Consider the following 24,847-nt stretch of genomic DNA (forward strand, 5'->3'; position numbering starts at 1 on the left):
CCGACCCCCTCCCCGGGAAGGCTCCACCTGTCCATGACCGCCAACCCGTTTCTCGACGCCGACCGCGTCCGCGGCACCCTGTACGCCGAAGCAGGCCGCCTCGCCCAGCGCACCACCGCACTCGCTCGTGCCAAGACCGCCGGTCGGCACCCGGCCGCCGTGATCGCGGACCTCGCCGCCGCCGGGCCGCGCGGTACCGTCCTCGACATCGGCTGCGGGCGCGGCACCACAACCGTCGCGCTCGCCGAGCGCCTCGATCCCCCGAAGCTCATCGCCTTCGACCAGTCCGCCGCCCTGCTCGCCGATGCCCAGCGGCGACTGGTCGGACGGATGGGCGTGCGGTACATGCGCGGCGACTTCCACGCCATCGCCCTGCCCGACGCCTCGGTCGCGGTCGCCGCGGCCGCGTTCTGCCTGTACCACTCGCGGAGTCCGGCGGCCGTGGTCGCGGAGATCGCCCGCTGCCTGGCACCCGGTGGGCTGTCGATCACGGTCACCAAGTCCGCCGACAGCTACCGGGAACTGGACGAGCTGCTCGCCGTCAGCGGCCTGGACCCGGAGGCGGCCGACCGGCCGAGCCTGTACGAGACCTTCCACAGCCACAACCAGGCCGACATCGTGAGCACTCACCTCGATGTCAGGGAGATCATCCACCACCAGCACCGCTTCCGCTTCACCGACGCTGACCACATCGCCGCCTACGCGGCCACCAACCCCAAGTACCAACTCGCCTGTGATGAGCCGGGGATCGCCGAGAGGCTGCGGCAGACGGTCGGCGACGACCCCCTGGAGACCGCCTCGACCGTCACCTACGTGGTGGCCGCCCGCCGATGAGGACCTTCACCAAGTCCTACGACCACCCGCTGCTCCAACAGCGCTCCCTCGCCCACCAGTGGTGGCTCGCCGACGTCAACCCGGACGTCCGCACACCGCGGGTCGTCGAACAGCGTCCCGGGGAGATCGTCTACGAGCACCTCGACGGTCGCCACGCCGGTCCGGCCGATCTGCTCGTCCTCGCTGACCTTCTCGGACACCAGCACACGACCGCTTACTTCCGCGAGTTGGCGGATGCTCGCCTGGACGCGTCCTTCACCAGCGGCGGCACCACGACCATCGACGGGTTCGTCGCCGGCCGACGCGAGCGTCTCAGGCACCTCCTGACCTCCGGAGCCGTGCCCGAACCCGCCCTGACACTCGAAGCGGTCGAGGGCTGGCTCCAGAAGGCCACCGACATGCCGGCCGCTTTCTACAAGGACGCCAATCCGCGCAACTTCCTCATCACCGACGCCACGGTGGCCGTCATCGACTTCGACTCCCTCACCCTCGCGCCCTTCGGCTATGACCTCGCCAAGCTCGTGGTCAGTACCACCATGACCAACGGCCCGCTGGTTCTGGAGACCGTTCAACAGGCCCTCGACATCTACAACGACCACCCACGCACTCGCGGCCTCCCAGGCTGCACACGGCGCGCGTTCGCGGCCTGGTGCGAGTTCCACCACGCCCTCACCGCTCCGTACCTCGGTACCAACGGATACCGTTTCGGCTGGCACACGGCCAGACCGGGCTGGACCACGGACATCCTGCGGCATCCCGACGAGGAGCTCGCACCATGACGATCAGTGCCGTCATGAACAGCCGGAACGCGGTCTGCGTGATCGTCCATGACAAGGGCACCGACCGCATCGCCGCCCTGCACTACGCCGGTCCCAACTGGTCCCCGCAGCCGGCCTGGACAGTGCCGGGCGGGAAGGCCGAGCCCGGGGAAGCCCTCGACGAAGCGGCTGCCCGCGAGCTCGAGGAGGAGACCGGCCTCCTGGTCGATCCCCTGAACCTCGAACTCGTCCACGTCGTCCACGTCGAGCAGAGCTACGACGGACTCGGGCAGTTCATCCTCTTCGTCTTCGCCACGGACCGGTGGACCGGCGAACTGGTCAACACCGAGCCGGACAAGCACCTGGCCGCCGAATGGGTCGCCGCCGCGGACCTCCCCGAACCGGCTTTCCCGACTGCCAGAATCGCGCTCACCGCGTATCAGGAAGGTGGTCCGTCGTTCTCGCGATTGAGGTGAGGTCCGTCCCGTAGCCACCAGAACGACCAGCTGCTGCCGCCCGATCTCACGATCTCGGGCGGCAGCAGCTGGGTCTTCTCGGTGGAGCGCTTGAGCAGCAGGACGGCGCCGATGACGTAGTCGGTGCAGAGCCGCTTCGCGCCGCCGAAGGGTGCGAGGACGTACCGAAGGGCCTGCATCCAGCAGGCCGCCATCGGAGGCGTCCCAGGTCTGGAGTCCAGAGCGCCGCGAGGGCTCCCCGAGTGTTCGGCGAAACCTCGGCGAACACTCGGGGAGCCCTCCAACGGCCGCACGAGCCCTTCCCGGCGTCCGCCGCGCAGATGGTGCCGGGCACCGCCGAAGCAGTCGCCTCAGTGCCCGAGGTCGAGCGCAAGGCAGTGCCCATTCCCGTAAAACCGCAGGTCAGACGGAATTCGTCGAATCCTCCCCGAAGGTTCGGCGAACCCTCCCGGAGTCCTCGGCGCCTGGATCTAGGATCTTGGATCCTGGATCTTCTTTTCCTACGGGACGCGATGCGCCCGACGGGGACACCCTCTTGGGCGGCCAGCTGATCGGTGAGTACACCGGCACCTGAGCCGAGCGCCCGCGGGCGGGGTGCTCGGCCGCCTCGGCAAGGTCGTCCATGACCGTACGGGGCACCTGTTTGGCCCGGCCGGGATTCCGGCCTACTGTGCCCGCTCACCAGGCGTGGACCAACCCGGTCGCCGCCGCCTACACCGGGGAGCTGTGATGTGCACCCGCTGCGACCCGCAGGCCCTCGCCGAGGCGCCCGCAATGCTCGACCGTATGGCCCGCGTCCTCGCGTCCCGGGGTATCGAGCAGCACGCGGTCGACACGCTCCCGGATGCTTCGGAGCCACACTCGGCAGAGGAAGCGCCAGCCCTCGGGCTGCTGCCGCGCTACTGCGAGGCGGTCGCCACGAACAAGCACTTCCTGCCATGGGTTCGGCAGGTCGCCGCAGAGGCCAGCATCGGAGTCCGCTGGGATGTGAGCGTCGAGGCGGGACTGAACAGAGCGGCTGGCAGCGCTGACCGGTGGTGAGGACAGCCGAGGTCGCCCCGGTGCGGACCGGCCGGTCAGTCGCGCGATCGCCGCTCCAGGCGATCAGCCGCTTCTGCCCCCGGTCAGTCTGACCAAGCCCTCCGACCTGGGCGGTCATCCGGTCACTCGGTCACCGGCCGACAGGTCGGTGACCGACCGGCGGACAACAGGCGGTTCACCACCGCGACGGTTAGCCTCGCCGAGACGCCGACCAGCCGGTCAGGACCCCGTTCACCGACTTACCACTCACTGACCGGGGACGGTGACCGCCGTCCTGACCTGGACACCGAGGACCTGCCGGCCATTGCCTGGCAGGCCGCGCCGGAGAACGACAGGTTGACCCGAAAGGTGGTCGCCGAGGCGATCCGAGGTCAGAAGATCCCCCTGTCCAACGCCACGCTGACCGAACTGATGGCCCAGCTCCGTCCCCAGTCCGGTCAGCCGGTCACCGCCGGCCGGAACTGACCGACACGCGAGCGCCGGGGTGACCCACCAGGTCACTCCGGCCCGGTCACCCATCCGCAATCCCACCGAACGGGAGCACACCGTGTGCACCACCTTCACTACCGTGGCCGAGGCGGACTCCTGGATCGCTGTCCTCACCCAGCGCGGACACCTCCGCCGCGTCGAAACCGGCCCGGACGGTGCCCGCAGCATCCAGAGCGGCCGGCACTCCCGCCTCTGGAGCCTCCACCGCCCTGTTTCCGCCTTCGACTTCGCCGAAGACCTCCTCCTCGGCATCCGCCCGCGCTGCACCGAGGCCAGCCGATGACCGCACCCGGCCAGGACAGCTCCACACAGGAACGGGAGAACGACCTTAACAATGCTCCTGGCAGAGCAAGTTGTGGGGTAAGGAGTCCTTACCCCGCCCCCGCTCCGAAGGGTGCGGAGGCTCCCCGGTCGGTGGCAGACTCAGGGGGGCCAGTTGCCAGCCGGGGAGTCGGCCCAGGGGTGCCGACGAAGGGGGAGGAGCAGTAGAACCCGCCACCCGCCGAAGGCGTCCGTGTCACTGCACGCCGCCGTCTTCGCCAGCTCGTCCCGCGCGCCAACCGCGCCTGCTCCCGCTTCAGTCCGGTGTCACTGTCGAGCCCCGCAGCTCGACCTCACGGCCGTTGCTGTCCCGCCGGAACACCTTCAGATCCGTCATCTTCGCGCCCTTCCTCAGCAGCTGTACGGATAGGTCAATTCACAAGAGGGATGCTTTGTTCAACTTGTAGGCGAATCCTTCTGTACCGGTCCAGGGTCGTTGGGGGAACTGCTTTGGAAGGGGGCGTCAGGCGGGAAGCTCGCTGCCCAGGTAGCGCACCATGGGGATGTCGTCGGCGACGCGCATGCGCACAGTGGCCTGGCCGTCGCGCTCGAACTCGCGACGGGCTTCGGGCAGGTTCAGCACCCGATCGATGACGGCGGTCTCGACCATGGGGCCGAGATCCACGGGGTTGCCGCAGAAGTCGTAGACCACTTGGCTGTAGACGGCCGCGAATCGGCGCTGGTCGGCGGCGCCAAAGTGGTCAAAGGCATCGGCTTTGACCACGACGACGGACACGGTGCCGCCACTGCGCTGCAGCTGCTCGCCACGGAGAAGTGCGAGGGCGTCCTTGACGTCGCGGGCGTCCCGAAGACTGAAGCCATCGGGGACTGGAAAGAAGTGGCCGGTGTGCTGTTGTAGGGACGCGAGGTCGATGAAGGCCTCGGCCCACTGGAGGGCCTGGTCCGGCGGCATCAGCTCGCCCGACGGCGGTACAGGCTGGCTGATATGAGTATGGCCGCCCATGTGCGTCACGAGCTCCATCACCCGGCCGGGTCGCATCTGTCCCAGCAAGGACAAGGCCGGCACGAACGCGAAGGGCAGGGCTCGGTCCGGAGGGTCGAACGTCATGGTGAGTTGCGTTCGCCGGTGGGGGACGTCCAGCCGCATCCGGACCCGGAGTATGCCGGTCGTGTCCGCCCCGTAGAGATAGCCGCCGTCGGTGCCGGTTGACCGCTCGGTGAACCTGACGGGCAGCGAAGCCGCCGGAAGGCCGGCCTCCGTCCGTACGACGATCGCGCCGTCAAAAGGGTGTGCCAGAGTTTCGTGTTGGCCGCCGATACTGATCATGTCGGGCAGCGCGTCCCCAGCTATACCGAGTTCGGTGGGGGCAACGACGTTGAAGGCGGCCAGGTGCTCCCTGCCCAGTTGTACGTAGCTGGCTCCGAAGCGGATGACGTCGTCGAGGCGCTCCCGCAGGCGGACGTGGTCGGGCTCGCTCTTGTTTAGGGCGATTTGAGCGGTCATCGTTATCAGCTGGTCCGCCGGGATGTGCTCGGTTCTGGGGACGATCTCGATGACCGTGGTCCCATCGAAGTCCGTGGCGGGGCGGAGGCTGTAATGCGGGGAGGCCTCGTCCGCGCGTCGAATCAGAGTCGTGTAGCGGGCCGCGAGGTCGGGAACTGCGTGGAGCATGGCTGCCTGCTCGGCGCACACGTCCTTGAGCATGCTGAGAATCTCGTCGCTGCTGCTGTGCAGGCTGTAGCGAACCAGGTCCGGTCGTTCGGCGAACTGGGAGTTGAGCCAGGTCAGCCCGCGCCAGTGGCGAACGAACTGGAACCGCTCGCGCAGGCTCTCGAACCACTGTAGTTCCGCAGGGTTGGGATCGATAGGAACCAGCAGGTCCCAGTGGTCGGGCTGATGACGTGCCGCGGACACTAGCGATCCGATGACCTGCTGGCGGCGCGAACTGGCCATGCGACCGGTGAACGATTTCACCTCGTAGACGACCAACTCGCCACTCTCGGTGTACTCGAAGAGATCCCGGCCACCGTCGCCTCCCGTGCCGTCGATCGGGACGGCCTGAGGGTGTAGCCGGATGACCAGCATGCCGATCAGTGCTTCGACAGTCTTGGGCTGTGACGCGAGCTGGGCCCAGGGAACTTCGACCATTCGGTCACCGTAGCGCCCGACTCTGACAGACCGGTCCGCGAAGTGCAGATGCCCGCAGGGGCGGGGCCCGGCCCCTTGTGGGCCCAAGTGCAGAACGTCGAAGGTTAGTTATCGACAGTCCACACCTTGTGTGCTAATACTTGATCCGGAACCTGAGCAGGACTCGGGTCTTCCGGGCAGGTCCCGGGAGTGCTACCTGGAGTACCAAACCAGGACGCTTGGCCGCAACGGCTGAGCCACACTGCATGGGAGCCGCAACGGCTCCACCCCGGGTCTTCCCCGCGATGGGGAGGACGGCCCCTTGTGCGGACGGGAGCGCGATGCTCCCTTTCTCAACAAGCGTTACCTGATCTCTCGCAGATCTCAACGAACACACCGCGATGGTGTGGCGCAGCCTCGGGCCCTGCGCCTTTGGCAGGTCATCTGCCCTCGTTGAGGATCTGCTGCCATGCGGACCTCTTCGGTCGGATGACTCCGTACACCGTCGAGGAGAGTTCATGATGTGGTCCGCTCTCGCGGAGCTGGCCTCCGCATCCCCGTGGTTCCTGCTCTGCGTCTTGGTGGTCATGGCCGCCACGCTGCTCGTGTCCTTCGCGATGTGCCTACGCGGTACCGACGCCGGTGAGCGGGTGGCCGTCATTCGGGCGTTCGCCGAACTCGTCCGGTCGCTTCGTGGCATCCGCCGTTAGCGTCGGCTGAGTGGCCCCGCCGGTGGTGGCTCTCCAATCTCAGGTCTGGATGCAGCCGGCGGAGCCGGGGCGGAGCCTTCGGCGGCGAAGCGCAGCCCGCAGCTTCATCGGCTCGCGCGGCGCAAGCGCCCCGGGTCCGACCTGACCTTCTGGCGTTCGCCACTATGCGGTGGCCGTCCAGCGGTGGCCGGCGAAGAGGTCCAGCGCCGCCTCCAGTTCCAGTGGCAGTGTCCTGGTGACTCCGAGTTCCCACAGGCGGATCCAGCCATCGCGGGTGGCGGCTGCCCTCGGTACCTCGCAGCCTGGCGCCACCCTCAGTTCCAGATGGAATCGGGTCGGCAGGACGGTGCTCTCGACACCATGGACCCGTACCTCGGCCACGTTGTCCCAACGGATCCGAACCGTGCGGGCCCGGACGAGTTCGATCGCCTCGGCGTCGATCTTCAGCCTGGTGGCGACTGCCCTCAGGGCGACTGTGCAGAGCAGGAGGGTGGCCACCATCGCAGCGAGGTGGAATCGCAGCCTGACCGCCAGGTCCCAACTCTGCTGCCAGTCACCGAGAAAGCCGTCCCGTGAAGTGACTGGGGAGGCGAAGGCGAGGAACGCCACGACCGGGATCGTCATGCCGAGTCCGCCCCGCCACAGCGCGCGAAGTGTCTGGGCGCTGCTGCGCATGAGGACTGCGCTCGGTGCCTGAGCCGCGGCCGTGAGGCCTTGCGGCCGTGCTTCTCCGAGGCGCTGTCTGAGCTCGGCATGCCTGAATTGGTAGACGCCACCGACCTGACGCAGGACCCCCAGGCGGCGGGCGTCCTCCAGGAAGGTCATGACGTGCCACGGCAGGCGGCCACAGAGGGCCAGTTCGAGCCGGGCGAAGTTCCAGCGCCCCCACCGGCTCATGGCGACGAATGCCGAGGCCGAGCATGACCAAGCGACGAGGAAGGCCCCGAAGGCGAGGAGCGGACGGTTGTGGGTCCAGGGGAAGAACGCTGTCACGGATCCGGCGATGGCGGGTGCGACGATCGCCGCCTCGTCCAGGGCAACCCGCCGCTCGTCGGCGAGCAGCAGTCGAGGCTTGGTGGCCGTGTCGTACCCGGCCTGCCGAGTCAGGAGAACGCCTGAGACCGCGGCGAGGGCGATGCAGAGCAGGACCGTGGCAGCGCCGCTCGGAAGGACCATCCCCGCACCCGCCACGGCGGCGATGAGAGCGGCGCTCAGGATCCGGGTCCGCAGGTCGGCAGGCCTGCGGGGGCGGTCGTCGAGGCCCAGGAAGGAGTGCTGGGCTGCGGTTCGTCCGATGACGGTGGCGATGGTAGCCAGCACGGCTACCAGATTGAGCGCGTCGACCGTGGGTCCGAACGGGGGCTCGAACTGTAGGGGTCCGGCGGTGGAAAGGAGCGCGGCCAATCCGTGGCTTGCCAGCGTTCCCCAACCCGCGACGCCTGCGACAACCAGTCCGCCCCACGCCATCGGGCTGGTGAACGCTCCGCGAAGGTGCCACCAGGCGATGTCCGGAGTACGCCGCCGGATCGACTGGCGTGCCAGGAAGCGGTGGTGCTTCGTTGCTCGCTCCACGCCCCAGTCCCGGACTGGCCCGGGCAGGGAGGCTGGTGCCGGCCCCCGGGAGTAGAGGGCCGGGAGCAGTCCGTCGAGGAGGTGACCCTCGATGTCCCCGGTCCTCGGGAACCTGACGGGGTCGAGCAGCTCGCGGGGGTCGCTCTCCGCTGCTGCGTAGACGTGCGAGGCGAGCCAGAGCAGAAGAGGTGAGGAGAGCGCGGAGGCCACCCGACCGCCGGGATCCCGTTCGGCCTCAGCGAAGACCGCTTCCCAGGAGAGACGTTGGCCATCATCACACCTTCCCCTGAGATAGTTCAGCCCGGCCTGCGGGGACATCGGGGAGGCTCGGATGACCGGGATGTTCCGGAGTTCGGAGGGAGCACGAAGGGCCGCGTCGAAGGCGTCCGGCCGGGACAGGAGAACCAGCGGCTTGTCGACGTCAGCGCGCCACCGGTCGATCGCGATCGCGACCTCCTTCCCGGGGAGGGACATGAGTTCATCGAGGCCGTCCAGAACGGGAATGATCAGCTCGCCGTCCACCAGCGACATCGCGCGGCTTCTCCCCACGCGTTTGGCGAGTTCCTTCCCGTAGTCCTCCCTGATGCGGCGGGTGACCCAGTCATCCAGGCTCTCCTGCTTCCCCGGACTCCAGTCGGAGAGGGAGAGGAGCACGGGAACGGGGTCGCCGGACTTGCGCTGCTTCAGTAACTCCCGTACCAGAAGCACCGCCAGGGACGACTTGCCCGATCCGCCGGGCCCGGTGATGATCAGCCGGATGGGCGTGAGCGCGCGGACCCTGGCGAGGACCTCGTCCCGGCCGGATCGTTCCTCGGAGTCGCGGGCTCCGGCGGTCGCGGGGAGCTGCCGTGCGTCCCACTCGACGGCCATCGGTACCGAGCCGGTCAGACCTCGCACATTGGCCTCGTCGTCCCACTGTTCGCGCACCAGCTTGGCCAGCTCGTCCTCGGCGGGCGGGGGAGGGATGGGAGGCACGAAGTTGATGGTGTGGCCTTGAATGACCTGGCTCGCATGCCCGTTGAAGTTGTTGTGTGTCGAGTCGGTCATCCCACCATGATGTCAGCGTGGGCAGGGTAGTTGCGGGCCGAAAGCCGTGCCACCCTCTGGCGCTACGGCGACGCGACAGTAACATGAGACTCCCTCACGTTTGATCCAGGAGGCTGCCATGCCGGACCGTTTCGACCTGCCGGCGGGTTTCCGCTGGGGTGTCGCCACCGCCGCCTACCAGATCGAGGGTGCCGTCGACGAGGACGGCCGCGGACCCTCCGTCTGGGACACCTTTGCCACCCGCCCCGGCGCCGTCCGCGACGGCCACACCGGCGCGGTGGCCTGCGACCACTACCACCGCTGGCCCGAGGACATCGCCCTGATGCAGGGCCTCGGGCTGGACGGCTACCGCTTCTCGATCGCCTGGCCCCGGATCCAGCCCACCGGCGCGGGGCCCGTCAACCCCGCCGGACTCGCCTTCTACGACCGCTTGGTCGACGCGATGTTGGAGGTGGATATCACCCCGCTCCCCACCCTCTTCCACTGGGACCTCCCGCAGGCACTGGAGGACGCCGGCGGCTGGCTGAACCGCGACACCGCGTACCGCTTCGCCGACTACGCCGCGATCGTCGCCGACCGCCTGGGCGACCGCGTCCCTGCCTGGATCACCCTCAACGAGCCCTTTGTGCACACCGTCTACGGCTACGCGATGGGCATCCACGCCCCTGGCCGGACCTTGATGTTCGAAGCCCTCCCGGCCGCCCACCACCAGCTCCTCGCCCACGGCCTGGCCGCCGCCGCCCTCCACGAGCGCGGACTGGAAGTGATGCTCTCCAACAACCTCACCCCGGTCGAACCGGCGACCCCTTCACCGGCCGACGCCGCAGCAGCCGCGGCCTACGACACTCTCCACAACCGGCTGTTCACCGACCCCGTCCTGCTCGGCCGCTACCCCGACCTCGCTGCTCTCGGCGTCCCCGACGACATCTTCGGCGCCGTCCGCCCCGGCGACCTCGACCTCATCCACACCCCCGGCCTCGACGGCCTCGGCGTCAACTACTACAACCCCACCCGCGTCGCCGCCCCCACCGACTCCGGACTGCCCTTCGACCTCCTCGACATCCCCGACGTCCCCCACACCGCCTTCGGCTGGCCCGTCGTCCCCGACGGCCTCCGCCGACTCCTCCTCGGTCTCCGGGACACCTACGGCACGGACCTCCCACCCGTCACCATCACCGAGAACGGCTGCTCCGCCACCGAGGACCTCGACGACACCTTCCGCATCGACTACCTCTCCACCCATCTCGACGCCCTCGCCACCGCCGTCGCTGAAGGCGTCGGCGTCCGCGGCTACTACACCTGGTCCCTGATCGACAACTTCGAATGGGCCGAGGGGTTGTTCAGCCAGCGCTTCGGTCTCGTCCACGTCGACTTCGCGACCCAGCGGCGTACACCGAAGGCCTCCTACGCCTGGTACCGGGACCTGATCGCCGTCCACCGGGCGCGCTGTGCGAAGGAAGGGCCGGTGACTTCTCCGTGAAGTCACCGAGTTGGGTCGGAGGAGTGGCGCGAGGTTCAGCTTCGTCACGATCGTCGGCGGTGCTCGTCGGTTCCGTGGCGGCGAACCGCAGGCGTCGTGGGGCGCCCGCGGTCCGCTCTTGCCACTACCGGGCCACCGCCAGGGAGCGGGGTGCCTCGGGGGCCGGCTTCGGCTGGTAGTGCTCCGTGTGTCCTTCGATGTGGAGGCGAGGCAGACGGCGGTCCAGCCAGCCGGGCAGCCACCAGTTGCATGACGGCCGGTACCAGCAGCCGGCGTGCGCTTCCGACATGAGGGTCCCTCGATCGATCGTCCTGTGACCAACCTCAGGGTCCGACAGTCCGCCGATCTTCACGGTGGATCAAGGGCGCATCGGGGGATCTCAGGGTGCACGGAGCAGGCGGTGCTGCGTGGTGAGCCGGGGGACTGGTCCGGGCATTGTCGGGAGGAGTTTGGGCCCCTCGTGTGTCCGAAGGCGACGCCGGGACGATGTTCTGCCGGGTTGGGGCTCGGGTGGTGTCCGTGTCCCGGAATACGCTGGGTGGTCATGGACTGGCTGGAGCGGGTGGCGAAGCTGAGACGGTGGACGAGCAACGACGTTCGGGCGCCGCACAAACCGTTGTTGCTGCTGTACGCGCTGGGCAGCTTCCAGCGCGATGCCGACGGCGAACTGCGGTACAGCGCTGTCGAGCAGGAGTTGAAGCGGCTGCTGGAGGAGTACGGGCCGTCCCGTCCGACGACTCCCGCGTACCCGTTCCACCATCTGGTCAGTGACGGTGTCTGGGAGGTCAGGACGGACCAGGGACTCGGGAGCCCGGGAAGTGGCGTGCGGGTCCTGCGCTCCAGCGGCGCGACCGGGAGGCTCGCGCCCGAGCTGCGGACGGCTCTGCGGAAGGAGCCGGCGCTCCTGGGCCGGCTGGCGCGGGTGCTCCTGGACTTCCACTTCCCGCCGTCACTGCACGCCGACCTGTGCGAAGCCGTCGGTCTCGACCTGGACCCGGTCGAGACCGCGGACGTGACCGGTGGCCCGGGCGGGACGGGGCGGGCGGCGCGACGGCAGCGGGACCGGCGGATGCGTGAACTCGTCCTGACCGCGTACGAGTTCCAGTGTGCCTTCTGCGGCTACGACGGGATGCTGGGCGCGAGCACGGTCGGCCTGGAGGCGGCGCACGTGCGCTGGTGGTCGTACGACGGGCCGGACGAGGTCGACAACGGCCTGTGCCTGTGCTCGCTGCACCACAAGCTGTTCGACAAGGGCGTCCTGGGGTTGGGGGAGGACCGCCGCATACTCGTCTCGCAGCGCTTCGTCGGGCGCAGCGAGGCCAGCAGACAGCAGGTGCTCGCCCTGGCCGACCGACCGGTCATCGGCCCCCAGGCAGGGATTCTGCCGGTTGCGTGCCGGCACCGGCAGTGGCACGCCGCACAGGTCTTCCGGGGCGAACCCCGGGAGCCCCTGAGTCCGGCCCATGCGGGCTGACGGGGACTCGGTCCGCTGACCCCTCAGCGTTGACGGCGTGCCTCCGGTCTGCCCGGCCGGGAACAAGCCGTGCAGACCGGACGGCACCGCGTGCCTCGCGTGGAAGTCAGTGAGTGGCTGTCAGCCGCGTTGGCCGTGCGCCACCTCGATCTGCTCCACCTTCCGCTCGGTGGCCAGCTCTCGTAGTTTGGCGCGCGTCTCCGGGGCCGTCGAGTACACGACGGTGCCGATCATCCCCCGCGTCAGCAGCACCTTGTAGGTGTTGCGGATCAGTCGGTCGATGTCGGCGTCGGTGGTGGACTTGCGGAACACGGGGTCCTTGGAGGCCGTGCGGTCGGTGATCCATCGGTCGGTGCGCCAGACGAGGTCCGGCCCGAGGCTGACGCCGCTCCAGTCGTACTCGAAGCTCTGGGCGGTGTACACGCAGCCGACCTGGCCGAAGCCGGCGCGGTCGGTGGCCCACAGGGCGGCTGGCGGGGCGCCGGCGATCGAGCGGTCGCCGTACACGTTCCACGGTCGGGCCCAGCCACCGATGTGCACGTCGAGGGGGAGCGGGTCCCCCGGAGTCACCTTCGTCGTCCACTTCCAGCAGTACCCGGCCGATATGCGGGAACCGTATCCCTCGGCGCGCCGGGCCTTGAGGAACGCCTCCAGCTCCTGGGGGCTGTCGACCACCTCCAGGGCGACCTTGCCGTCGGGCTCCCAGCCGACGGGGCTACCGGGCTCGAGGTTCAGCAGCCGCACCACCCAGTTCAGGTAGACGTCGCTGCCGCCGCAGCGGAACTGGCTGTCCAGCTCGACCACCTGGCAGTCCAGGCCCTTCACCGCGGCAGCAGCCCGGATCTGGGCCACGGTGCCCATCTCGCCTGGCCGGACGACCTGGTGCTCGTCCAACAGGAACACCGGCACCCGGGCGGCGTCGATCAACTCCTCGATCTGGGCCTTCCCCGCGCCCTGGGCGGCCCGCGTGTAGCGGTTGGCCGACGTCTCCCGGATTCGGTGCGCCTCGTCGCAGATCAGCACGTCCAGACCGTTGCGCTCGGCGGTCATCAAGCCGTTGAAGTACTTGAACAGGTGCTGCACTTGTCGCTTAGTGAAGCGCTCAGTCACAACCGGTAGGCCGTGGGCGGATGCGTTCCGAGCGGGGATCAGCCGAGGTAGGTCATGCGGAACAGGCCGTCGAAGCCGAGACCGACCGATGTACAGCCGCTCGAAGCTGCCCCACTCCCTTCCGGTGTCGTCGGGGTTGCGGGCGCCGTCGACCTCGTCGGCGTCGAGGTCGTGCTCCTGCTACTCGTGCGCGCAGCGGCAGCGGACGAAGACGAGGTTGCCCACCTGGATCAGGAGCCAGTCGCGGCCGGCTCCACGGGCGGTGCAGGTGATGATGATGCCGCGCGGGCGCAGGGCGGTGGGGTGGGGAACGGCGAGGACGGCGGCCGGCTCGGGGGCCTCGCCGTAGCGGAAGTGGGTGTGTCGGGGAGTCTCGGGGTCGCGGCCGTCATCGGGAGTGTTCAAGGAGCCCCCCTCGCGTGGTGTACGGGAGTACAGCTCAAAGATGCGTAGATGGTTCCTTGTTGACCGATTTGATGGGTGTTGACTGGGTCACATTTCCTCGGTCCTTGCGGGCGGGGCATGCTCTTCCGGGGGCGGACCTGCGGTGTTGTCAGCCGGTGGCCGGTCCGCTGTCCCGGTATCCCTCGGTGGTGTACCAGTCGTCCGCGGCGAGGGCGGTGTACAGGGCCGCCTGCCAGCCGTTGCGGTTCTCCGCCGTCCAGAACTCGGCCTGGGCGGCGAGGTGGCTGCGGGCCTGCTGCGGGGTCAGGCCCCACATCTGCAGGTTGCGGCTCTCCACCCGGACGGGGGCGGCGGCCTGGGACACGTACATGTCTGCGAGTTTCAGCTCGGCGAAGTGGTAGCGGGCGCGGGCGGCCAGCACCGGGGGCATCTCCGGCGGAGGTGTGGCGTGGAAGGTGACGGCGATGGGTGGGCCGACGATGCGCGCGGTGACCCAGGTGTACTGCTGGGCTTCGTGGTCGAAGTAGGGGTTGAGGGTCTGCTGCTGGGCGTTGAGGGGTGCTTTGTCCCGCTTGGTGGTGTTGCAGTCGCGGCAGGCGGGTGCGAGGTTGCTGGGCGCGACGGCGAGGAGCGGGTAGGTCCCCTTGGGGAGCTGGTGGTCGAGGGTCTGGGCGGTGCCGTGCCCGCACAGTGAGCACCGCCCGTCCGGGGCGGACGACCTGAGTCTCTCGTAGTAGTCGTGGCCGACGCTTGTTTCGGGGACCATGCGGGACGTGTAGCCGTTGACGAGGGCCCGGTTCGCGGGAGTCGGCTTGGGCGGGTTTCCGGTCGGGGGCCCGCCGGGCTGGTGCTGGAGGTGCGTAAGCCCGTGAAGAGCCTGGCCTTCCGCAGCGGCCTCGTACTGGGCGACGGCGTCGGTCACGTCCGGGGCGAGCTTTTCGAGGATCTTCTGGTCCGCCTTGCGGCGGGCGGTGCTGGAGCAGGTCTCGAAGACGGTCGCGGCGTCCAGTTGCGGCTTGGGCAGGGGCAGCATTACCAGGACTCCTCGTCCGGGTCCTCGCCGGACTCCCTGGTGGCGACCAGGGACCGGGTGAGGATCTGGGCCTCGCTGCCGAGCTTCTGCTCGAACGCGCGAAGGATGCTCTCGTAGGAAAGCCCCTCGGACACGAGCCTGCTGATGGACTGGTGGAACCCGGTGTGGGTGACTTCGAGCCCGAAGACCTCGTGCGTCAGGACGCCGACGTTCTCGCCGAAGGTCTCCAGGGTGGGGCGGTTGGCGACCATGCGGTCGCCGAAGCGGCGGAGCTTGTACACGCAGTCGGCCGGGACCTCCTGCAGGACGACGGGGGAGTGGGTCGCGACGATCGCCAGCGCGTTGCGTTCCGTGAGCAGGTCAGAGACGGCGCGCACGAGGGCGGACAGGAGCGGCGGGTGCAGGTGGGTCTCGGGCTCGTCGATGATCACGAGGGTGCGTTCGCCGACGAGTTCGACCAGCCTGGTGATGGTCAGCAGGGCGACCTTGTGCCCGGAGCTGGCCTGCCGGAACAGCCTGCGGGCCGCGGTCCGGCGCGTGCGGGAGCTGGTGGTCGCGCGGAACCGTTCGAGCCACCCGTTCTCCAGCAGGCCGCTCTCGGCGTAGTCGAGGGTTTCGAGGGCGTTGGTCCAGCGTTCGCTGTGCCCGCCGGTCAGGCACGCCTCGACGCTGCCGGCGAAGTCCTTCCTCAGTCTCTCCGGGGTCTTGAGCTTCGGCGACGAGGCGGGCGTCTGCGCCCGGAGTCCGACGGTGTCGGTCGGGAACTGCTCGTCGTCGGGGATACGGGGCAGGTCGTCGAAGGCGCTGAAGGACACACAGACGAGGTTGGTGAACGACCGGCGCCCCGACCGGCCCGACTCTGTGATCCGTCCGGCGTCGGCGGGGTCTGCCTGTGGGTCTGCCGCAGCGCGGGCGAGTCGGTTGAGCAGGACGGACTTGCCGGCGCCGTTGCGGCCGGTGAGGACGTGGATGTGGTTCGGTGGGCTGGCGTCCGGGCGGGCTCGGAAGGTCAGCCGCAGCTCGTCGTCCTCGTCCCCGCCCGGGTGGGGCAGCCGGTACGTCACCCGGAAGTCCATGACGCGGGGGCCGCCTCGGGCGACACGGAAGAACTGTTCGCGGATCGTGGTCGGCTTGACGAATCGCAGGAGTGACTCCTGTACGACCGGTTCGGTCAGTGCGCTTTCAAGGACTTCCGGTTGGAAGGCCATGTCCTGCAGCCCGGTGAGGATCGCTTCCCGAATATCGGCGCCGAGACCGGCCAGGCGCGCATAGTAGAGGTCTTCCTGGCCGAGTGAGAAGTACTCGTCGGGGAGGGAGTCGAATTCCTCCGGGATCTCGAACTCGCGGTCATCGCGGTCGACCATCCCGTAGCGGCCGATCTTGACCGTGCCGATGTCGTGACGGCGACCTGCGGAGTCGATCACGCGTAGGTGGAACATGGTCCGGAAGCCGTAGTCGTTCCACGCGTCGCGCTCCAGGACGGCCACGGGCAACGGATCGGAGGGCACCCTCCCCTTTCGCCGGACGACCACGAAGCGCATGTTTCCCCCCAGACTGGGCCCGCCAATGCTGTCGTGGGCGGCTGCTCAGATCCTAGACGGGGCGCCTGCCCGGTCCGACGGCAGACTGGTCTGCGAGGCGACTTGTCGGCGGACGCACAGCGCGGACTGTCTACTGTCTGACGTGCAGTGAGGGCTATTGCCGGGCGATTGGGGTCAAGGGGTCCGGTTCCGCCGCGCCGACGGCCGGGGCGCCTCTGCTTCACTTTGCCGCTGGGGACGCTTCGAGGCGCTGGTCACCGGGCGGCAGTGGGGCTGCAGGGGCTCGCGAGACTACAATGACACCCTGTGCGACGAGCCGAGGGGCGTATGGACGGGTCGCCCGTCACTTCGGGCACTCAGACGGGGGCTCGGTGGGCGCCTGCGTCAGAGCTGGCGTTCCACTACTTTTGAGCCGAGCACTGGCATCCACCTGCGCGCGCGGTCGTTACCACTCAGAAGCAGCGGGCTGTGCTTACCCTTCCCAGTCCGTGACGATCAGGTCGAATGCGACGTCGTGCCAGGGACGGACCCACTCCTTGAGATAGCGAACATCGCTCGACGACGGAACGGGATCGGCCTCCACCAGCCGAACCAAGGATGGCATCACGACCGCGTCACCAAGCAGCAGTGCTTCCCCCGAGGACAGCATCGGCAGCGATTCTGTCAGCGGACCGAGCGAGTCGGGAATCAGCCGCTTTACATAATTCTGGTCCTCGGGGTTGGTGAGCCGCATCGCCAGGAAGTTGCTGCATTGCGAGAAGATCGTCTCGGAGATCTCCGACGGCCGCTGACTGACGATCGCCGCAGTGATGCCGTACTTTCGCCCTTCTTTTGCGATGCGCTCGATGGCCGCGCGTGATGCATTGTACTTGGCTGACCCGTTCTTCGGCACGTACTTGTGTGCCTCCTCGTATACCAGAAGGAGCGGGGTCTCCACCTTCATCTCGGGATGCGCATTCTTGTAGTAGTACGCGTAGTCGAACAGAAGTCGTGAGATGAAGGAGACCGTGATGCTCAGCACCTCGAACGGGACGCCACTTAGATCGACGACGGTGACGTTGGCCTTGGACTCGGTGTATCCGGTGAATTGGCGCAGGGTTTTTTCGAGGGTGACGACCTTCGTCCGCTCGCCGAGAAGGAAGTCGAGACGGCGGTCATGGCGGCGCCCCTCAAGGCGGGTCAGAAAGTTGTCCAGCTTGCCGAACAACGGTCCCTGCTTCTGGCCACGGGTTCCGTCGACCATCTCCTCATTCTTGAGTCGAATCTCTTCAAGGACGGTATCGATGTCGAAGAAGACTGGGGAGTCGTAGTGGATGAGGTCTCGGCGGGTCACGTCGCTGAAATTTTTCTGCCGTCCCTCGGTAACGGCTTTCTTTAGTACCGCGACCTGATTATGGGATTGCTCCTCGTGGCTTTCGATCAGCAGATCCTGGAGTTCTTCCGAGCTGAGAAGCCAGTACGGCAGAGTCAATGTATCGACATTCAAATGGTTGGCATCTGGAAATGCCGTCCGGTACTCCCCATGGATGTCGAAAATGATGACATGGGTATTGTTGAGCTTGTATTCATCCCGCTTGAGGTCGCGCATTCCGGTGGCCTGCTGAATGATCTTGGAAATGGCATGGGACTTCCCTGAGCCAGTTGACCCAACGATTGCTAGATGGCGGTTGAAGAATTTGTCGCCGTCCACTGGGACATCCACGTGCCGCTCGCGAGCGAGGTGGGCGAAGAGAAAGCGTTTATCCGGCGGGACCGTGTCATAGACGCGTTGCACATCGTTTTGTCCTGCCACTGCCACTGATTTTGGAGGGATGGCGATGCTCCCACCGCCGCGTTCGAAGGCGCCGTCGGCATCGAGGAAGCCCAGGGGGACGGCCTCTAGTACGTAGACTCGCCGCAGTTCGGCTCCGGGGATCGACTTCAGCTCGATAGAGAAGTTCTCGACAATCGCGATGATCGAACACTGCTCGCTGTCGTAGACCCGCAGGTAGGATCCGACCTTGAGTGGTTCGCCCTCGGCGAGTTCGGAGATGTTATTGACCTCGATTTTGATGCGATCTGGATACACTGCCACGACCTCGGCGCCGGACACGTCAACCTCCTGGTTCAAGCAATGATTTTCTGAATATCGAGAGCTCGCTCGATCGAAACGTGCCAGGATCTCCCCTTGGTTTTCGGGGGTAGAACGGGATCCGACAGATAGAAGTCGTGGACCTCGTGAAATCCCGCTGCGTCGATCACGGACTGGATCTTTCGGAAGTCGACCAACTTGAGCCCATGTCCTCCTCCTGGAGTGTCCACAAGATTGCCGGGTTCGAATCCGGATCCATCAAACGGATATCCATCGTCGAACCAGAGACCTGCCCTCCATATCGCTGTCTTTAGCTCGACGAGGTTGTCAACGTTTCGGAAGCTAATAAACGGCGCTGGCGAGTCTCCGATGAAGTATCGGCGCCGTAGTGTGCTTGTGACATCGACTAGATCGTCGACATGTGCGCCTGGGCCGGCCTCGACGATGAAGAGCCGCCGGCGGTTGGGAACGTTGACCGACGTGCTCTTGTACTGGTCGCGCAGCAGCTTCAGGTAGTCGTCGTACCCGCGGAACTCCGCGTAGCCTGCTTCGAAGATCGCCGATCTGGCACTGCCAACGAGCTGCCTCAAGTCGCGGAAGGACACCCTCCGGTCGCCCTGCGTACGGGTCAGGACCACGTTGCGCAGGTGAGCATGGATGAGTGCGTGGTAATAGAGCGCCTCGGACTCGTTACTCGCCCGCAGTGCTGTCCTCAACAGGCGGAGCACATCGCCGAACTGCTGCTCGTAGTCCGGCGCGAAGAGGATCTCGAATGCCTTGGTAAACGATTCCTTGGTGTCGTCGTCATAGGCCGTCGCGCTGGCTCCGAGCGCCTGATCGAGCTCGGCGAGGGTCAACACCAGGGAAGCCCCCGGAGCGCGGTCAGTGAAATGGCAGTACAGGGCGAACCGTGCCGTACGGTCCGCCGCATACTGGGCCATCATCTGTTGGAGAGCCTTGCCGATCTTCGACAGCGAGTACCGCTCGTTCCGGTTCTTCACCTGGATGTGGAAGTTCTGGACCCCGATGTCCTGTGCCCCCTCGACCTCCACCTCGGCGGCGTGGTTCTCAAGCAGCCGAAGCAGCGAAGCGTCGAACTGGAAGGCGAAGCCCTTGATGGCGTGATACCCGCCGTCGCGCTCGTGCTTGGGGATGTCGCGACGCGTCACAGATGCTGACTCTCTCTCAATCGACCGATGAATCAGGATAGGAGTCGCAGTCGATGCCGCTGCGACTCCCGTGGCAGGTGGGCTAGCCATCGTACGGCCTGTCCACCGGCTCTCGCCCAGGATTCAGCCATGACTGGCACCGGCGGACTGTGGAACCTGGGGTGACAGGGAGCTGGTTGGGCGGTAGCTGATTGCCAGCGGCGCGCCCCGACGCGTCGAGCGCCTGCCTTCGCGCGAGGGCGGCGGCGCAGCGAGGGTGGCCTCAGAGCTATGAGCCCCGTCTGCGACAGCGGAAGTCGCTGGCTAAAAAGGAGCCTTGGGAGTCGTCCCAGATTGATCTGCTGGCCCTGGCTATGATGACAGGGTGTCCGATGGGCCGAGGGCTACCACCAGCGCTTCGGCCTCGTGCACGTCGACTTCGAGACGCAGACGCGCACGCCGAAGGCGTCGTACGCGTGGTACCGCGACCTGATCGCGGCCCATCAGGCCCGGCACCGACGCTGAGGCTGTGAGCCGTACAGGTACGGCCGGCTTGGGGGCGGGCCGCGCAGGCTCAGGGGTGTTGGACCGATATGCCGCGCGCGGAACTGAAACCGCCGCCACGGGTTCCGGCCACCGGGGCGAGGCGTGCCCGTCCGGTCCGGGGACAAGTCGTGCAGTCTCCAGCACGATCCACACCGCCCCCTCACGGAACTCGGCGTCGTCGCCACGTCGCTTACCCGCCCTCAACTCCACATCGGGTCAGAGCTCTACGTTACGAGGGGAAGCACAGCGCAGACCTCTCCGGGAGTCCGGCACGGTCCGCTGCTGGGGTCATCGGGCAGTCGGGGAAACGGACATCCGCGCCATCTCCCGGCCGCTCTCGTCCTCCACGAGCACCACCGCTACGGCCTGGCGTGGTACGGCCGTCGTGATCCTCATGTGCATGGTCTCACCCTCGGGGATGCGCACGCCGCCGCCCAGGGCGCGATTCCCAGCGGCGTTGGCGGTCAGCACACGGTAGTCCGACCGGGATTCAGACCGGTCGGTACCACGGGAACTTCGGTCCCCCATGCGTGCGGGACCATCTGCCCCTCGCGGGTCACGGCGACATGATGCTGTGGTTCCGTTGGCCACGGCCCGAGCCAGACCGTGGTGGTGATCGCCGCGGCCACGGCAGCCGGTCCCAGCAGCCCGTTGCGCACGGCAGAGGACCGTTTTCGAGACCGGCGCAGACTCGGTAGGGCTTGAGGTCGCAGTCTCGCGCGCGGCCGGTCGTTCAGCGGGGCAGGATGCGCAGTACTGCCTCGCGATTGCCGCTGAGCTGCAGGCCTTGCTGTACCGCGGCGCTCAGATCGAGGTCGCCGAGCAGGGTCGCGGCCAGCAGGTGCGGCGGTCCGGTCAGGGACGCGGTGGGGTGGTCGACCCGGCCGGCGTGGGTGTGCACCGAGCCGTCCTTGACTTCGATGACCAGGTCTTCGTTGCCGTCGGCGTGCAGTTGCAGGGCGATTGCCGGCTGGTCGGGACGGTGGTCGGTCAGTGCCCGGGCGGGCATGTCCAGCCAGTGGGTGCGGAAGGTGTCGCTGCCGGCCGGCTCGCGCAACAGCGGAATTCCCCATCGGCTCAGTTCCTGCAGCACCGGTTCCAGCGCGCGGCCACGCTCGGTGAGGGAGAACAGGGTGGTGGCCACCGGCGGCGGGGCGGCCTTGCGGTGGATCAGGCCGGCTTCCTCCAGTTCGCGGAGCCGGTCGACCAGCAGATTACTGGCGATCCCGGGCAGCCCGTTGCGCAGGTCGGTGTGCCGGCACGGACCCAGGGCGAGCAGTTCACGGACGATCAGCAGGGTCCACCGGTCGCCGATGGTGTCCAGTGCTTTCGCGATGCCGCAGTACTGCCCGTAGGTGCGCATGCCACCACCCTACCTTGCCGCGTTGAGATTCAGAACTCTCTTGTTGACTTTCTCAACAACGGCGGTCTAGCGTCGCTGCCCATGACCACCACCCTTTCCGTGCGTCGGCTGGCCTGGGCCGGCGTCGAGATCCGTCTCGGCGACACCCGCCTGCTGATCGACCCGCTTGAGAACGTCGCTCCGCTGGCGCCGGTGATGGGGCCGCCGCACCGGCCGGTCGACCCGGTCGACACCCCGCCCGGCACCCACGCCCTCATCACCCACCTGCACCCCGACCACTACGACCACGACCTGATCGCCCGGATCGCGGCCACCGGCACGATCGGCTGCCACACCCCGAGCGCGGCGGCGCTGCAAGAGGCGGGCATCACCCCCGTTGCCCAGGACCTGGGCCGGTCACGCCGCATCGGAGAGCTGACCGTCACCCCGGTGACCTCGCTGGACTGGCGCGGTAACGACTGCGACCAGGTCGCCTGGGTCGTCGAAGGCGCCGGTCGGCGGATCATCCACTGCGGCGACACCCAGTGGCACGGCAGCTGGTGGCAGATCGCCCGCGACCACGGCCCGTTCGACGTCGCGTTCGTCCCGGTCAACGGCGTCATCGCCCACTTCGAGGGCTACGCGGCCAACGTCCCGGCGACCATGACCCCCGAGCAGGGCGTCGAGGCCGCCGTCGCGCTCGGCGCCGGCACCGTCTGCGCCATGCACTACGGCCTGTTCCACAACCCGCCGTTCTACACCGAACAACCCGACATCGAGCAGCGCTTCCAGCACGCCGCCGACGAGCGCGGCATCACCGCGGCCATCATCGCCGACGGCCGGCCCGTCCTGTGACCATCGGAAACAAGGAGCAACACATGAAGATCGTCCTGTTCGGTGCCGGCGGCAACATCGGCCGGCCCACCACCGAGGAACTCCTGCGTCGCGGCCACACCGTCACCGCGGTCACCCGAGCCGGCCACGTCGACGGACTCAAGCACAAGGCCCTGACCGTGACCACCGGTGACGTCACGGACGCCGCCGCGGTCGCCGGCCTCGCCGCCTCCCACGACGCCGTGCTGTCGGCCGTCGGCCCCCGGATCGGCCAGGAGGACGACCGCGCCACGATCGTCGGTGCCGCCCGTGCGCTGATCGACGGACTCCGCCGAGCCGGCGTCACCCGCCTGGTCACCATCGGCGGTGCCGGCAGCCTGCGCACGCCGACCGGCGCCCGGGTCATGGACGACCCGGACTTCCCCGCGCTGTGGAAGGCCAACGCCGAGGCCCAGTCCGAAGCGCTCGACCTCTACCGCGGCGTGCACGACCTCGACTGGACGTACGTGTCGCCCGCCGCGGTCATCGCAGCGGGCGAGCGGACCGGGGCCTACCGCAGCGCCGGGGACACCCTGCTCACCGACGACGACGGCAACAGCCGCATCTCGTACGCCGACTACGCGATCGCCTTGGCCGACACGATCGAGAGCGGCACCGCGATCCGCCGCCGCATCACCGTGGCGTACTGAGCCATGAGCAACGACGCCGCCGGCCCGCACACCCGATTCATCGTCCTGCTCGCAGCGCTCGTGGCCCTGGGACCACTGTCCATCGACGGCTACCTGCCCGGACTGCCGGACCTCGCCGGCGACCTGCGCGCCGGCGCCGCGGCCACCCAGCTCACCATCACCGCCTGCCTGGCCGGGCTGGCCGTCGGGCAGCTGATCGCCGGGCCGCTGAGCGACACCTACGGCCGGCGGCGTCCGTTGCTGGCGGGCCTCGCCCTCTACACGATCGCCAGCGCGCTCTGCGCGGTGGCGCCCGACGTCCCGACCTTCGTCGGACTACGCCTGGTCCAGGGCATCGGCGGGGCGTTCGGCATCGTCATCGCCAACGCCATGGTCCGCGACCGCACCTCCGGAACCCGCACCGCACGTCTCTTCTCCACACTGACCTTGATCACCGGCCTGGCGCCCGTGTTCGCGCCGGTCCTCGGCGGTCAGCTACTGCGCGTCACGGCCTGGCCCGGAATCTTCGTGGCCCTGGCCGTACTCGGCGCCGTGATGCTGGCGGCCTCCGCCGCAGGACTGCCGCAGACCCGCCCCTCCGCGTCACGCCAGCCGCTGCCGGCTGTCGTCGGGCAGCTGCTCAGCGACCGGGTCTTCACCGGGTACGTCCTGGCCAACGGCCTGGTCTTCGCGGCGATGTTCGCCTACATCTCCGGCTCGCCGTTCGTCCTGCAGGAAATCCACGGCCTGTCACCGCAGCAGTACAGCGCCGTGTTCGCCGCCAACGCCGCCGGCCTCGTCGCGGCCGCCCAGATCAGCGGCCGGCTGGTGGCCCGGGCCGGCGCCCGCGTGCTGCTGCTCGCCGGTCTGCTGGGCGCGACAGCCGGTGGCACCACGGTCCTGGGCGCGGTGCTGACACGGGCGCCCCTGCCCGTGCTCCTGATCGGCCTGTTCGTCCTGGTCTCCAGTGTGGGCCTGGTCATGCCGAACGCCGCGGCCCAGGCCCTGGCCGGCCACGGCGGACACGCCGGGTCGGCCGCCGCCCTGCTCGGCTTCAGCCAGTTCATGTTCGGAGCGGCACTTGCTCCGCTGGCCGGCGCGGGTGGCGCCACCGACGCCTTGCCGATGGGAATCATCGTCGCCGTGCTGCCGGCGCTCGCCCTGCTCACACTCGGCGTCCTCACCCGGTCGATGCCCGGTGAGCGCACCCGCAGGCCGGCCCGCCAAGGACCTCCCGGGCACCGGCGACCGCGTCGGCACACCGATCGCGGACGGGCCCGCATCAAGTGAATCGGGCCGGCGGCCCGGGCCGCGGTCCTCCGGCACGATCACCTCAAGCCATTACGGAGCGGGGGTACGAGGGTGAGCAGGTGGATCACCACGCGTGGCGCCGAGCCGTCGCGACTGGGCAGAACATCGCGGTGTTCGGTGAGAGCGCCGGGGGCAACCTCGCCGCGGCCCTCGTGCAGGAAGCGCAGCGGCGCGGGGGACCTCGGATCGCACTGCAGGTACTGGCGTACCCGGCGGTCGACCGGTTCGACGACAGCCCCTCCATGTACGAGAACATGGCCGGCCCGCTGTTGAGCCGCAGCTGGCTCGAGTGGTTCTGGGGTCTTTACCTCAACACGCCCGACGAAGGCGCCGACCTGCGCGTCTCGCCGGCGCGCTCCGACGAGCTGGCTGGGCTTCCTTCCGCCGTCATCGTCACCGCCGAACACGATCCGCTGCGGGACCAGGGTGACCGGTACGCGCAGAAGCTCGCCGACGCCGACGTGCCGGTCAAGCACCTCCCGATCAAGGGTGCCACCCACGGTTTCTTCTCGTCCACCGGGTCGGTGCAGCTCTCACGGGACGTCTT

At 68.1% G+C, this 24,847-nt stretch carries 22 protein-coding genes and 3 pseudogenes; 14 read left to right on the plus strand and 11 right to left on the minus strand.

Annotated elements, in window-relative coordinates:
* The first annotated feature begins 33 nt into the window (after nt 1–33).
* The 3 genes from ACZ7KX_RS17520 to ACZ7KX_RS17530 are packed head-to-tail and all read left to right on the plus strand — an operon-like array spanning nt 34 to nt 2,068.
* Nucleotides 34–834, plus strand: coding sequence for a class I SAM-dependent methyltransferase (locus ACZ7KX_RS17520; protein ID WP_470327178.1), 801 nt, complete (start codon nt 34–36; stop codon nt 832–834).
* Nucleotides 831–1,613 (plus strand): phosphotransferase, encoded by a 783-nt coding sequence (locus ACZ7KX_RS17525; protein WP_470327179.1) that lies wholly within the window; start codon nt 831–833, stop codon nt 1,611–1,613. The genes ACZ7KX_RS17520 and ACZ7KX_RS17525 overlap by 4 nt, the downstream gene beginning before the upstream one ends.
* On the plus strand, nt 1,610–2,068 hold the full coding sequence (locus ACZ7KX_RS17530; RefSeq protein WP_470327180.1) for an NUDIX domain-containing protein: 459 nt from the start codon (nt 1,610–1,612) through the stop codon (nt 2,066–2,068). The genes ACZ7KX_RS17525 and ACZ7KX_RS17530 overlap by 4 nt, the downstream gene beginning before the upstream one ends.
* On the opposite strand, the gene ACZ7KX_RS17535 is transcribed toward ACZ7KX_RS17530, so the two are convergent.
* The gene (locus tag ACZ7KX_RS17535) at nt 2,032–2,247 is read right to left on the minus strand and encodes a hypothetical protein (protein WP_470327181.1); all 216 of its coding nucleotides are present in this window, start codon (nt 2,245–2,247) and stop codon (nt 2,032–2,034) included. The two genes, ACZ7KX_RS17530 and ACZ7KX_RS17535, sit on opposite strands and share 37 nt — an antisense overlap.
* A 595-nt stretch (nt 2,248–2,842) precedes the next feature.
* Between ACZ7KX_RS17535 and ACZ7KX_RS17540 the strand changes: the two genes are divergently transcribed.
* The 3 genes from ACZ7KX_RS17540 to ACZ7KX_RS17550 all read left to right on the plus strand — a co-directional run bounded on the left by ACZ7KX_RS17540 (nt 2,843) and on the right by ACZ7KX_RS17550 (nt 3,881).
* Nucleotides 2,843–3,109: a hypothetical protein gene (locus tag ACZ7KX_RS17540; RefSeq protein WP_470327182.1), complete on the plus strand. Its 267-nt coding sequence runs from the start codon at nt 2,843–2,845 to the stop codon at nt 3,107–3,109.
* A 336-nt stretch (nt 3,110–3,445) separates the two neighbouring features.
* Nucleotides 3,446–3,574, plus strand: a complete 129-nt coding sequence (locus ACZ7KX_RS17545) for a hypothetical protein (protein WP_470327183.1) — start codon at nt 3,446–3,448, stop codon at nt 3,572–3,574.
* An 82-nt stretch (nt 3,575–3,656) separates the two neighbouring features.
* Nucleotides 3,657–3,881 carry a hypothetical protein gene (locus tag ACZ7KX_RS17550; protein ID WP_470327184.1) on the plus strand — a complete coding sequence of 75 codons (225 nt, stop codon included), beginning with the start codon at nt 3,657–3,659 and terminating at the stop codon, nt 3,879–3,881.
* A gap of 501 nt (nt 3,882–4,382) precedes the next feature.
* On the opposite strand, the gene ACZ7KX_RS17555 is transcribed toward ACZ7KX_RS17550, so the two are convergent.
* Nucleotides 4,383–6,029: a hypothetical protein gene (locus ACZ7KX_RS17555; protein ID WP_470327185.1), complete on the minus strand. Its 1,647-nt coding sequence runs from the start codon at nt 6,027–6,029 to the stop codon at nt 4,383–4,385.
* A gap of 497 nt (nt 6,030–6,526) precedes the next feature.
* On the opposite strand from ACZ7KX_RS17555, the gene ACZ7KX_RS17560 reads away from it, so the two are divergent.
* On the plus strand, nt 6,527–6,718 hold the full coding sequence (locus ACZ7KX_RS17560; RefSeq protein ID WP_470327186.1) for a hypothetical protein: 192 nt from the start codon (nt 6,527–6,529) through the stop codon (nt 6,716–6,718).
* A gap of 162 nt (nt 6,719–6,880) precedes the next feature.
* On the opposite strand, the gene ACZ7KX_RS17565 is transcribed toward ACZ7KX_RS17560, so the two are convergent.
* Nucleotides 6,881–9,337, minus strand: coding sequence for an NACHT domain-containing protein (locus ACZ7KX_RS17565; RefSeq protein WP_470327187.1), 2,457 nt, complete (start codon nt 9,335–9,337; stop codon nt 6,881–6,883).
* A 118-nt stretch (nt 9,338–9,455) separates the two neighbouring features.
* Here ACZ7KX_RS17565 and ACZ7KX_RS17570 point away from each other — a divergent pair, with 118 nt between their 5' ends.
* On the plus strand, nt 9,456–10,817 hold the full coding sequence (locus tag ACZ7KX_RS17570) for a GH1 family beta-glucosidase (protein ID WP_470327188.1): 1,362 nt from the start codon (nt 9,456–9,458) through the stop codon (nt 10,815–10,817).
* 124 nt (nt 10,818–10,941) lie between these two features.
* Here the strand turns inward: ACZ7KX_RS17570 and ACZ7KX_RS17575 are convergent, their stop codons facing one another.
* Complete coding sequence (locus ACZ7KX_RS17575; protein WP_470327189.1) at nt 10,942–11,106, minus strand: hypothetical protein; 165 nt, start codon at nt 11,104–11,106, stop codon at nt 10,942–10,944.
* A 255-nt stretch (nt 11,107–11,361) separates the two neighbouring features.
* Between ACZ7KX_RS17575 and ACZ7KX_RS17580 the strand changes: the two genes are divergently transcribed.
* A complete protein-coding gene (locus ACZ7KX_RS17580; protein ID WP_470327190.1) occupies nt 11,362–12,291 on the plus strand; it encodes a phosphorothioated DNA-binding restriction endonuclease in 930 nt (309 codons plus the stop codon).
* 120 nt (nt 12,292–12,411) lie between these two features.
* On the opposite strand, the pseudogene ACZ7KX_RS17585 reads toward ACZ7KX_RS17580, so the two are convergent.
* From ACZ7KX_RS17585 to ACZ7KX_RS17610, 6 genes and pseudogenes are all read right to left on the minus strand, one after another.
* Nucleotides 12,412–13,383, minus strand: a pseudogene (locus ACZ7KX_RS17585) (DNA/RNA helicase domain-containing protein); the annotation flags it as partial.
* A 198-nt stretch (nt 13,384–13,581) separates the two neighbouring features.
* Nucleotides 13,582–13,806: a hypothetical protein gene (locus ACZ7KX_RS17590; RefSeq protein ID WP_470327191.1), complete on the minus strand. Its 225-nt coding sequence runs from the start codon at nt 13,804–13,806 to the stop codon at nt 13,582–13,584.
* Nucleotides 13,807–13,954: 148 nt separating this feature from the next.
* Complete coding sequence (locus tag ACZ7KX_RS17595; RefSeq protein WP_470327192.1) at nt 13,955–14,839, minus strand: HNH endonuclease; 885 nt, start codon at nt 14,837–14,839, stop codon at nt 13,955–13,957.
* Nucleotides 14,839–16,326 carry an AAA family ATPase gene (locus ACZ7KX_RS17600; RefSeq protein WP_470327193.1) on the minus strand — a complete coding sequence of 496 codons (1,488 nt, stop codon included), beginning with the start codon at nt 16,324–16,326 and terminating at the stop codon, nt 14,839–14,841. Before ACZ7KX_RS17600 ends, ACZ7KX_RS17595 begins: the two co-directional genes overlap by 1 nt.
* 526 nt (nt 16,327–16,852) lie before the next feature.
* Entirely contained in the window at nt 16,853–18,472 is a 1,620-nt protein-coding gene (locus tag ACZ7KX_RS17605; RefSeq protein ID WP_470327194.1) for an ATP-binding protein, read from the minus strand.
* A gap of 14 nt (nt 18,473–18,486) precedes the next feature.
* Complete coding sequence (locus ACZ7KX_RS17610; protein WP_470327195.1) at nt 18,487–19,620, minus strand: hypothetical protein; 1,134 nt, start codon at nt 19,618–19,620, stop codon at nt 18,487–18,489.
* A gap of 372 nt (nt 19,621–19,992) precedes the next feature.
* Between ACZ7KX_RS17610 and ACZ7KX_RS17615 the strand changes: the two are divergent.
* A pseudogene (locus tag ACZ7KX_RS17615) lies at nt 19,993–20,124 on the plus strand (family 1 glycosylhydrolase); the annotation flags it as partial.
* 754 nt (nt 20,125–20,878) lie between these two features.
* Here ACZ7KX_RS17615 and ACZ7KX_RS17620 read toward each other — a convergent pair.
* On the minus strand, nt 20,879–21,508 hold the full coding sequence (locus tag ACZ7KX_RS17620) for a winged helix-turn-helix transcriptional regulator (protein ID WP_380342642.1): 630 nt from the start codon (nt 21,506–21,508) through the stop codon (nt 20,879–20,881).
* A gap of 81 nt (nt 21,509–21,589) precedes the next feature.
* Between ACZ7KX_RS17620 and ACZ7KX_RS17625 the strand changes: the two genes are divergently transcribed.
* The 4 genes and pseudogenes from ACZ7KX_RS17625 to ACZ7KX_RS17640 all read left to right on the plus strand — a co-directional run.
* Complete coding sequence (locus tag ACZ7KX_RS17625) at nt 21,590–22,342, plus strand: MBL fold metallo-hydrolase (RefSeq protein ID WP_375946412.1); 753 nt, start codon at nt 21,590–21,592, stop codon at nt 22,340–22,342.
* A 23-nt stretch (nt 22,343–22,365) separates the two neighbouring features.
* Nucleotides 22,366–23,010 carry an NAD(P)-dependent oxidoreductase gene (locus ACZ7KX_RS17630; protein WP_375946411.1) on the plus strand — a complete coding sequence of 215 codons (645 nt, stop codon included), beginning with the start codon at nt 22,366–22,368 and terminating at the stop codon, nt 23,008–23,010.
* 3 nt (nt 23,011–23,013) lie between these two features.
* Nucleotides 23,014–24,279: a multidrug effflux MFS transporter gene (locus tag ACZ7KX_RS17635; RefSeq protein WP_470327196.1), complete on the plus strand. Its 1,266-nt coding sequence runs from the start codon at nt 23,014–23,016 to the stop codon at nt 24,277–24,279.
* Between the two features lie 80 nt (nt 24,280–24,359).
* Nucleotides 24,360–24,749, plus strand: a pseudogene (locus ACZ7KX_RS17640) (alpha/beta hydrolase fold domain-containing protein); the annotation flags it as partial.
* Nucleotides 24,750–24,847 lie beyond the last annotated feature (98 nt).

It is taken from the genome of Kitasatospora sp. NPDC038210, from assembly GCF_055600605.1.

What these genes read in the sequence shown, in the direction of transcription:
- ACZ7KX_RS17520 (WP_470327178.1), top strand. Translation starts at nt 34, where the DNA reads ATGACCGCCAACCCGTTTCTCGACGCCGACCGCGTCCGCGGCACCCTG.
- ACZ7KX_RS17525 (WP_470327179.1), top strand. Translation starts at nt 831, where the DNA reads ATGAGGACCTTCACCAAGTCCTACGACCACCCGCTGCTCCAACAGCGC.
- ACZ7KX_RS17530 (WP_470327180.1), top strand. Translation starts at nt 1,610, where the DNA reads ATGACGATCAGTGCCGTCATGAACAGCCGGAACGCGGTCTGCGTGATC.
- ACZ7KX_RS17535 (WP_470327181.1), bottom strand. Translation starts at nt 2,247, where the DNA reads ATGCAGGCCCTTCGGTACGTCCTCGCACCCTTCGGCGGCGCGAAGCGG.
- ACZ7KX_RS17540 (WP_470327182.1), top strand. Translation starts at nt 2,843, where the DNA reads ATGCTCGACCGTATGGCCCGCGTCCTCGCGTCCCGGGGTATCGAGCAG.
- ACZ7KX_RS17555 (WP_470327185.1), bottom strand. Translation starts at nt 6,029, where the DNA reads ATGGTCGAAGTTCCCTGGGCCCAGCTCGCGTCACAGCCCAAGACTGTC.
- ACZ7KX_RS17560 (WP_470327186.1), top strand. Translation starts at nt 6,527, where the DNA reads ATGATGTGGTCCGCTCTCGCGGAGCTGGCCTCCGCATCCCCGTGGTTC.
- ACZ7KX_RS17565 (WP_470327187.1), bottom strand. Translation starts at nt 9,337, where the DNA reads ATGACCGACTCGACACACAACAACTTCAACGGGCATGCGAGCCAGGTC.
- ACZ7KX_RS17570 (WP_470327188.1), top strand. Translation starts at nt 9,456, where the DNA reads ATGCCGGACCGTTTCGACCTGCCGGCGGGTTTCCGCTGGGGTGTCGCC.
- ACZ7KX_RS17575 (WP_470327189.1), bottom strand. Translation starts at nt 11,106, where the DNA reads ATGTCGGAAGCGCACGCCGGCTGCTGGTACCGGCCGTCATGCAACTGG.
- ACZ7KX_RS17580 (WP_470327190.1), top strand. Translation starts at nt 11,362, where the DNA reads ATGGACTGGCTGGAGCGGGTGGCGAAGCTGAGACGGTGGACGAGCAAC.
- ACZ7KX_RS17595 (WP_470327192.1), bottom strand. Translation starts at nt 14,839, where the DNA reads ATGCTGCCCCTGCCCAAGCCGCAACTGGACGCCGCGACCGTCTTCGAG.
- ACZ7KX_RS17620 (WP_380342642.1), bottom strand. Translation starts at nt 21,508, where the DNA reads ATGCGCACCTACGGGCAGTACTGCGGCATCGCGAAAGCACTGGACACC.
- ACZ7KX_RS17625 (WP_375946412.1), top strand. Translation starts at nt 21,590, where the DNA reads ATGACCACCACCCTTTCCGTGCGTCGGCTGGCCTGGGCCGGCGTCGAG.
- ACZ7KX_RS17630 (WP_375946411.1), top strand. Translation starts at nt 22,366, where the DNA reads ATGAAGATCGTCCTGTTCGGTGCCGGCGGCAACATCGGCCGGCCCACC.
- ACZ7KX_RS17635 (WP_470327196.1), top strand. Translation starts at nt 23,014, where the DNA reads ATGAGCAACGACGCCGCCGGCCCGCACACCCGATTCATCGTCCTGCTC.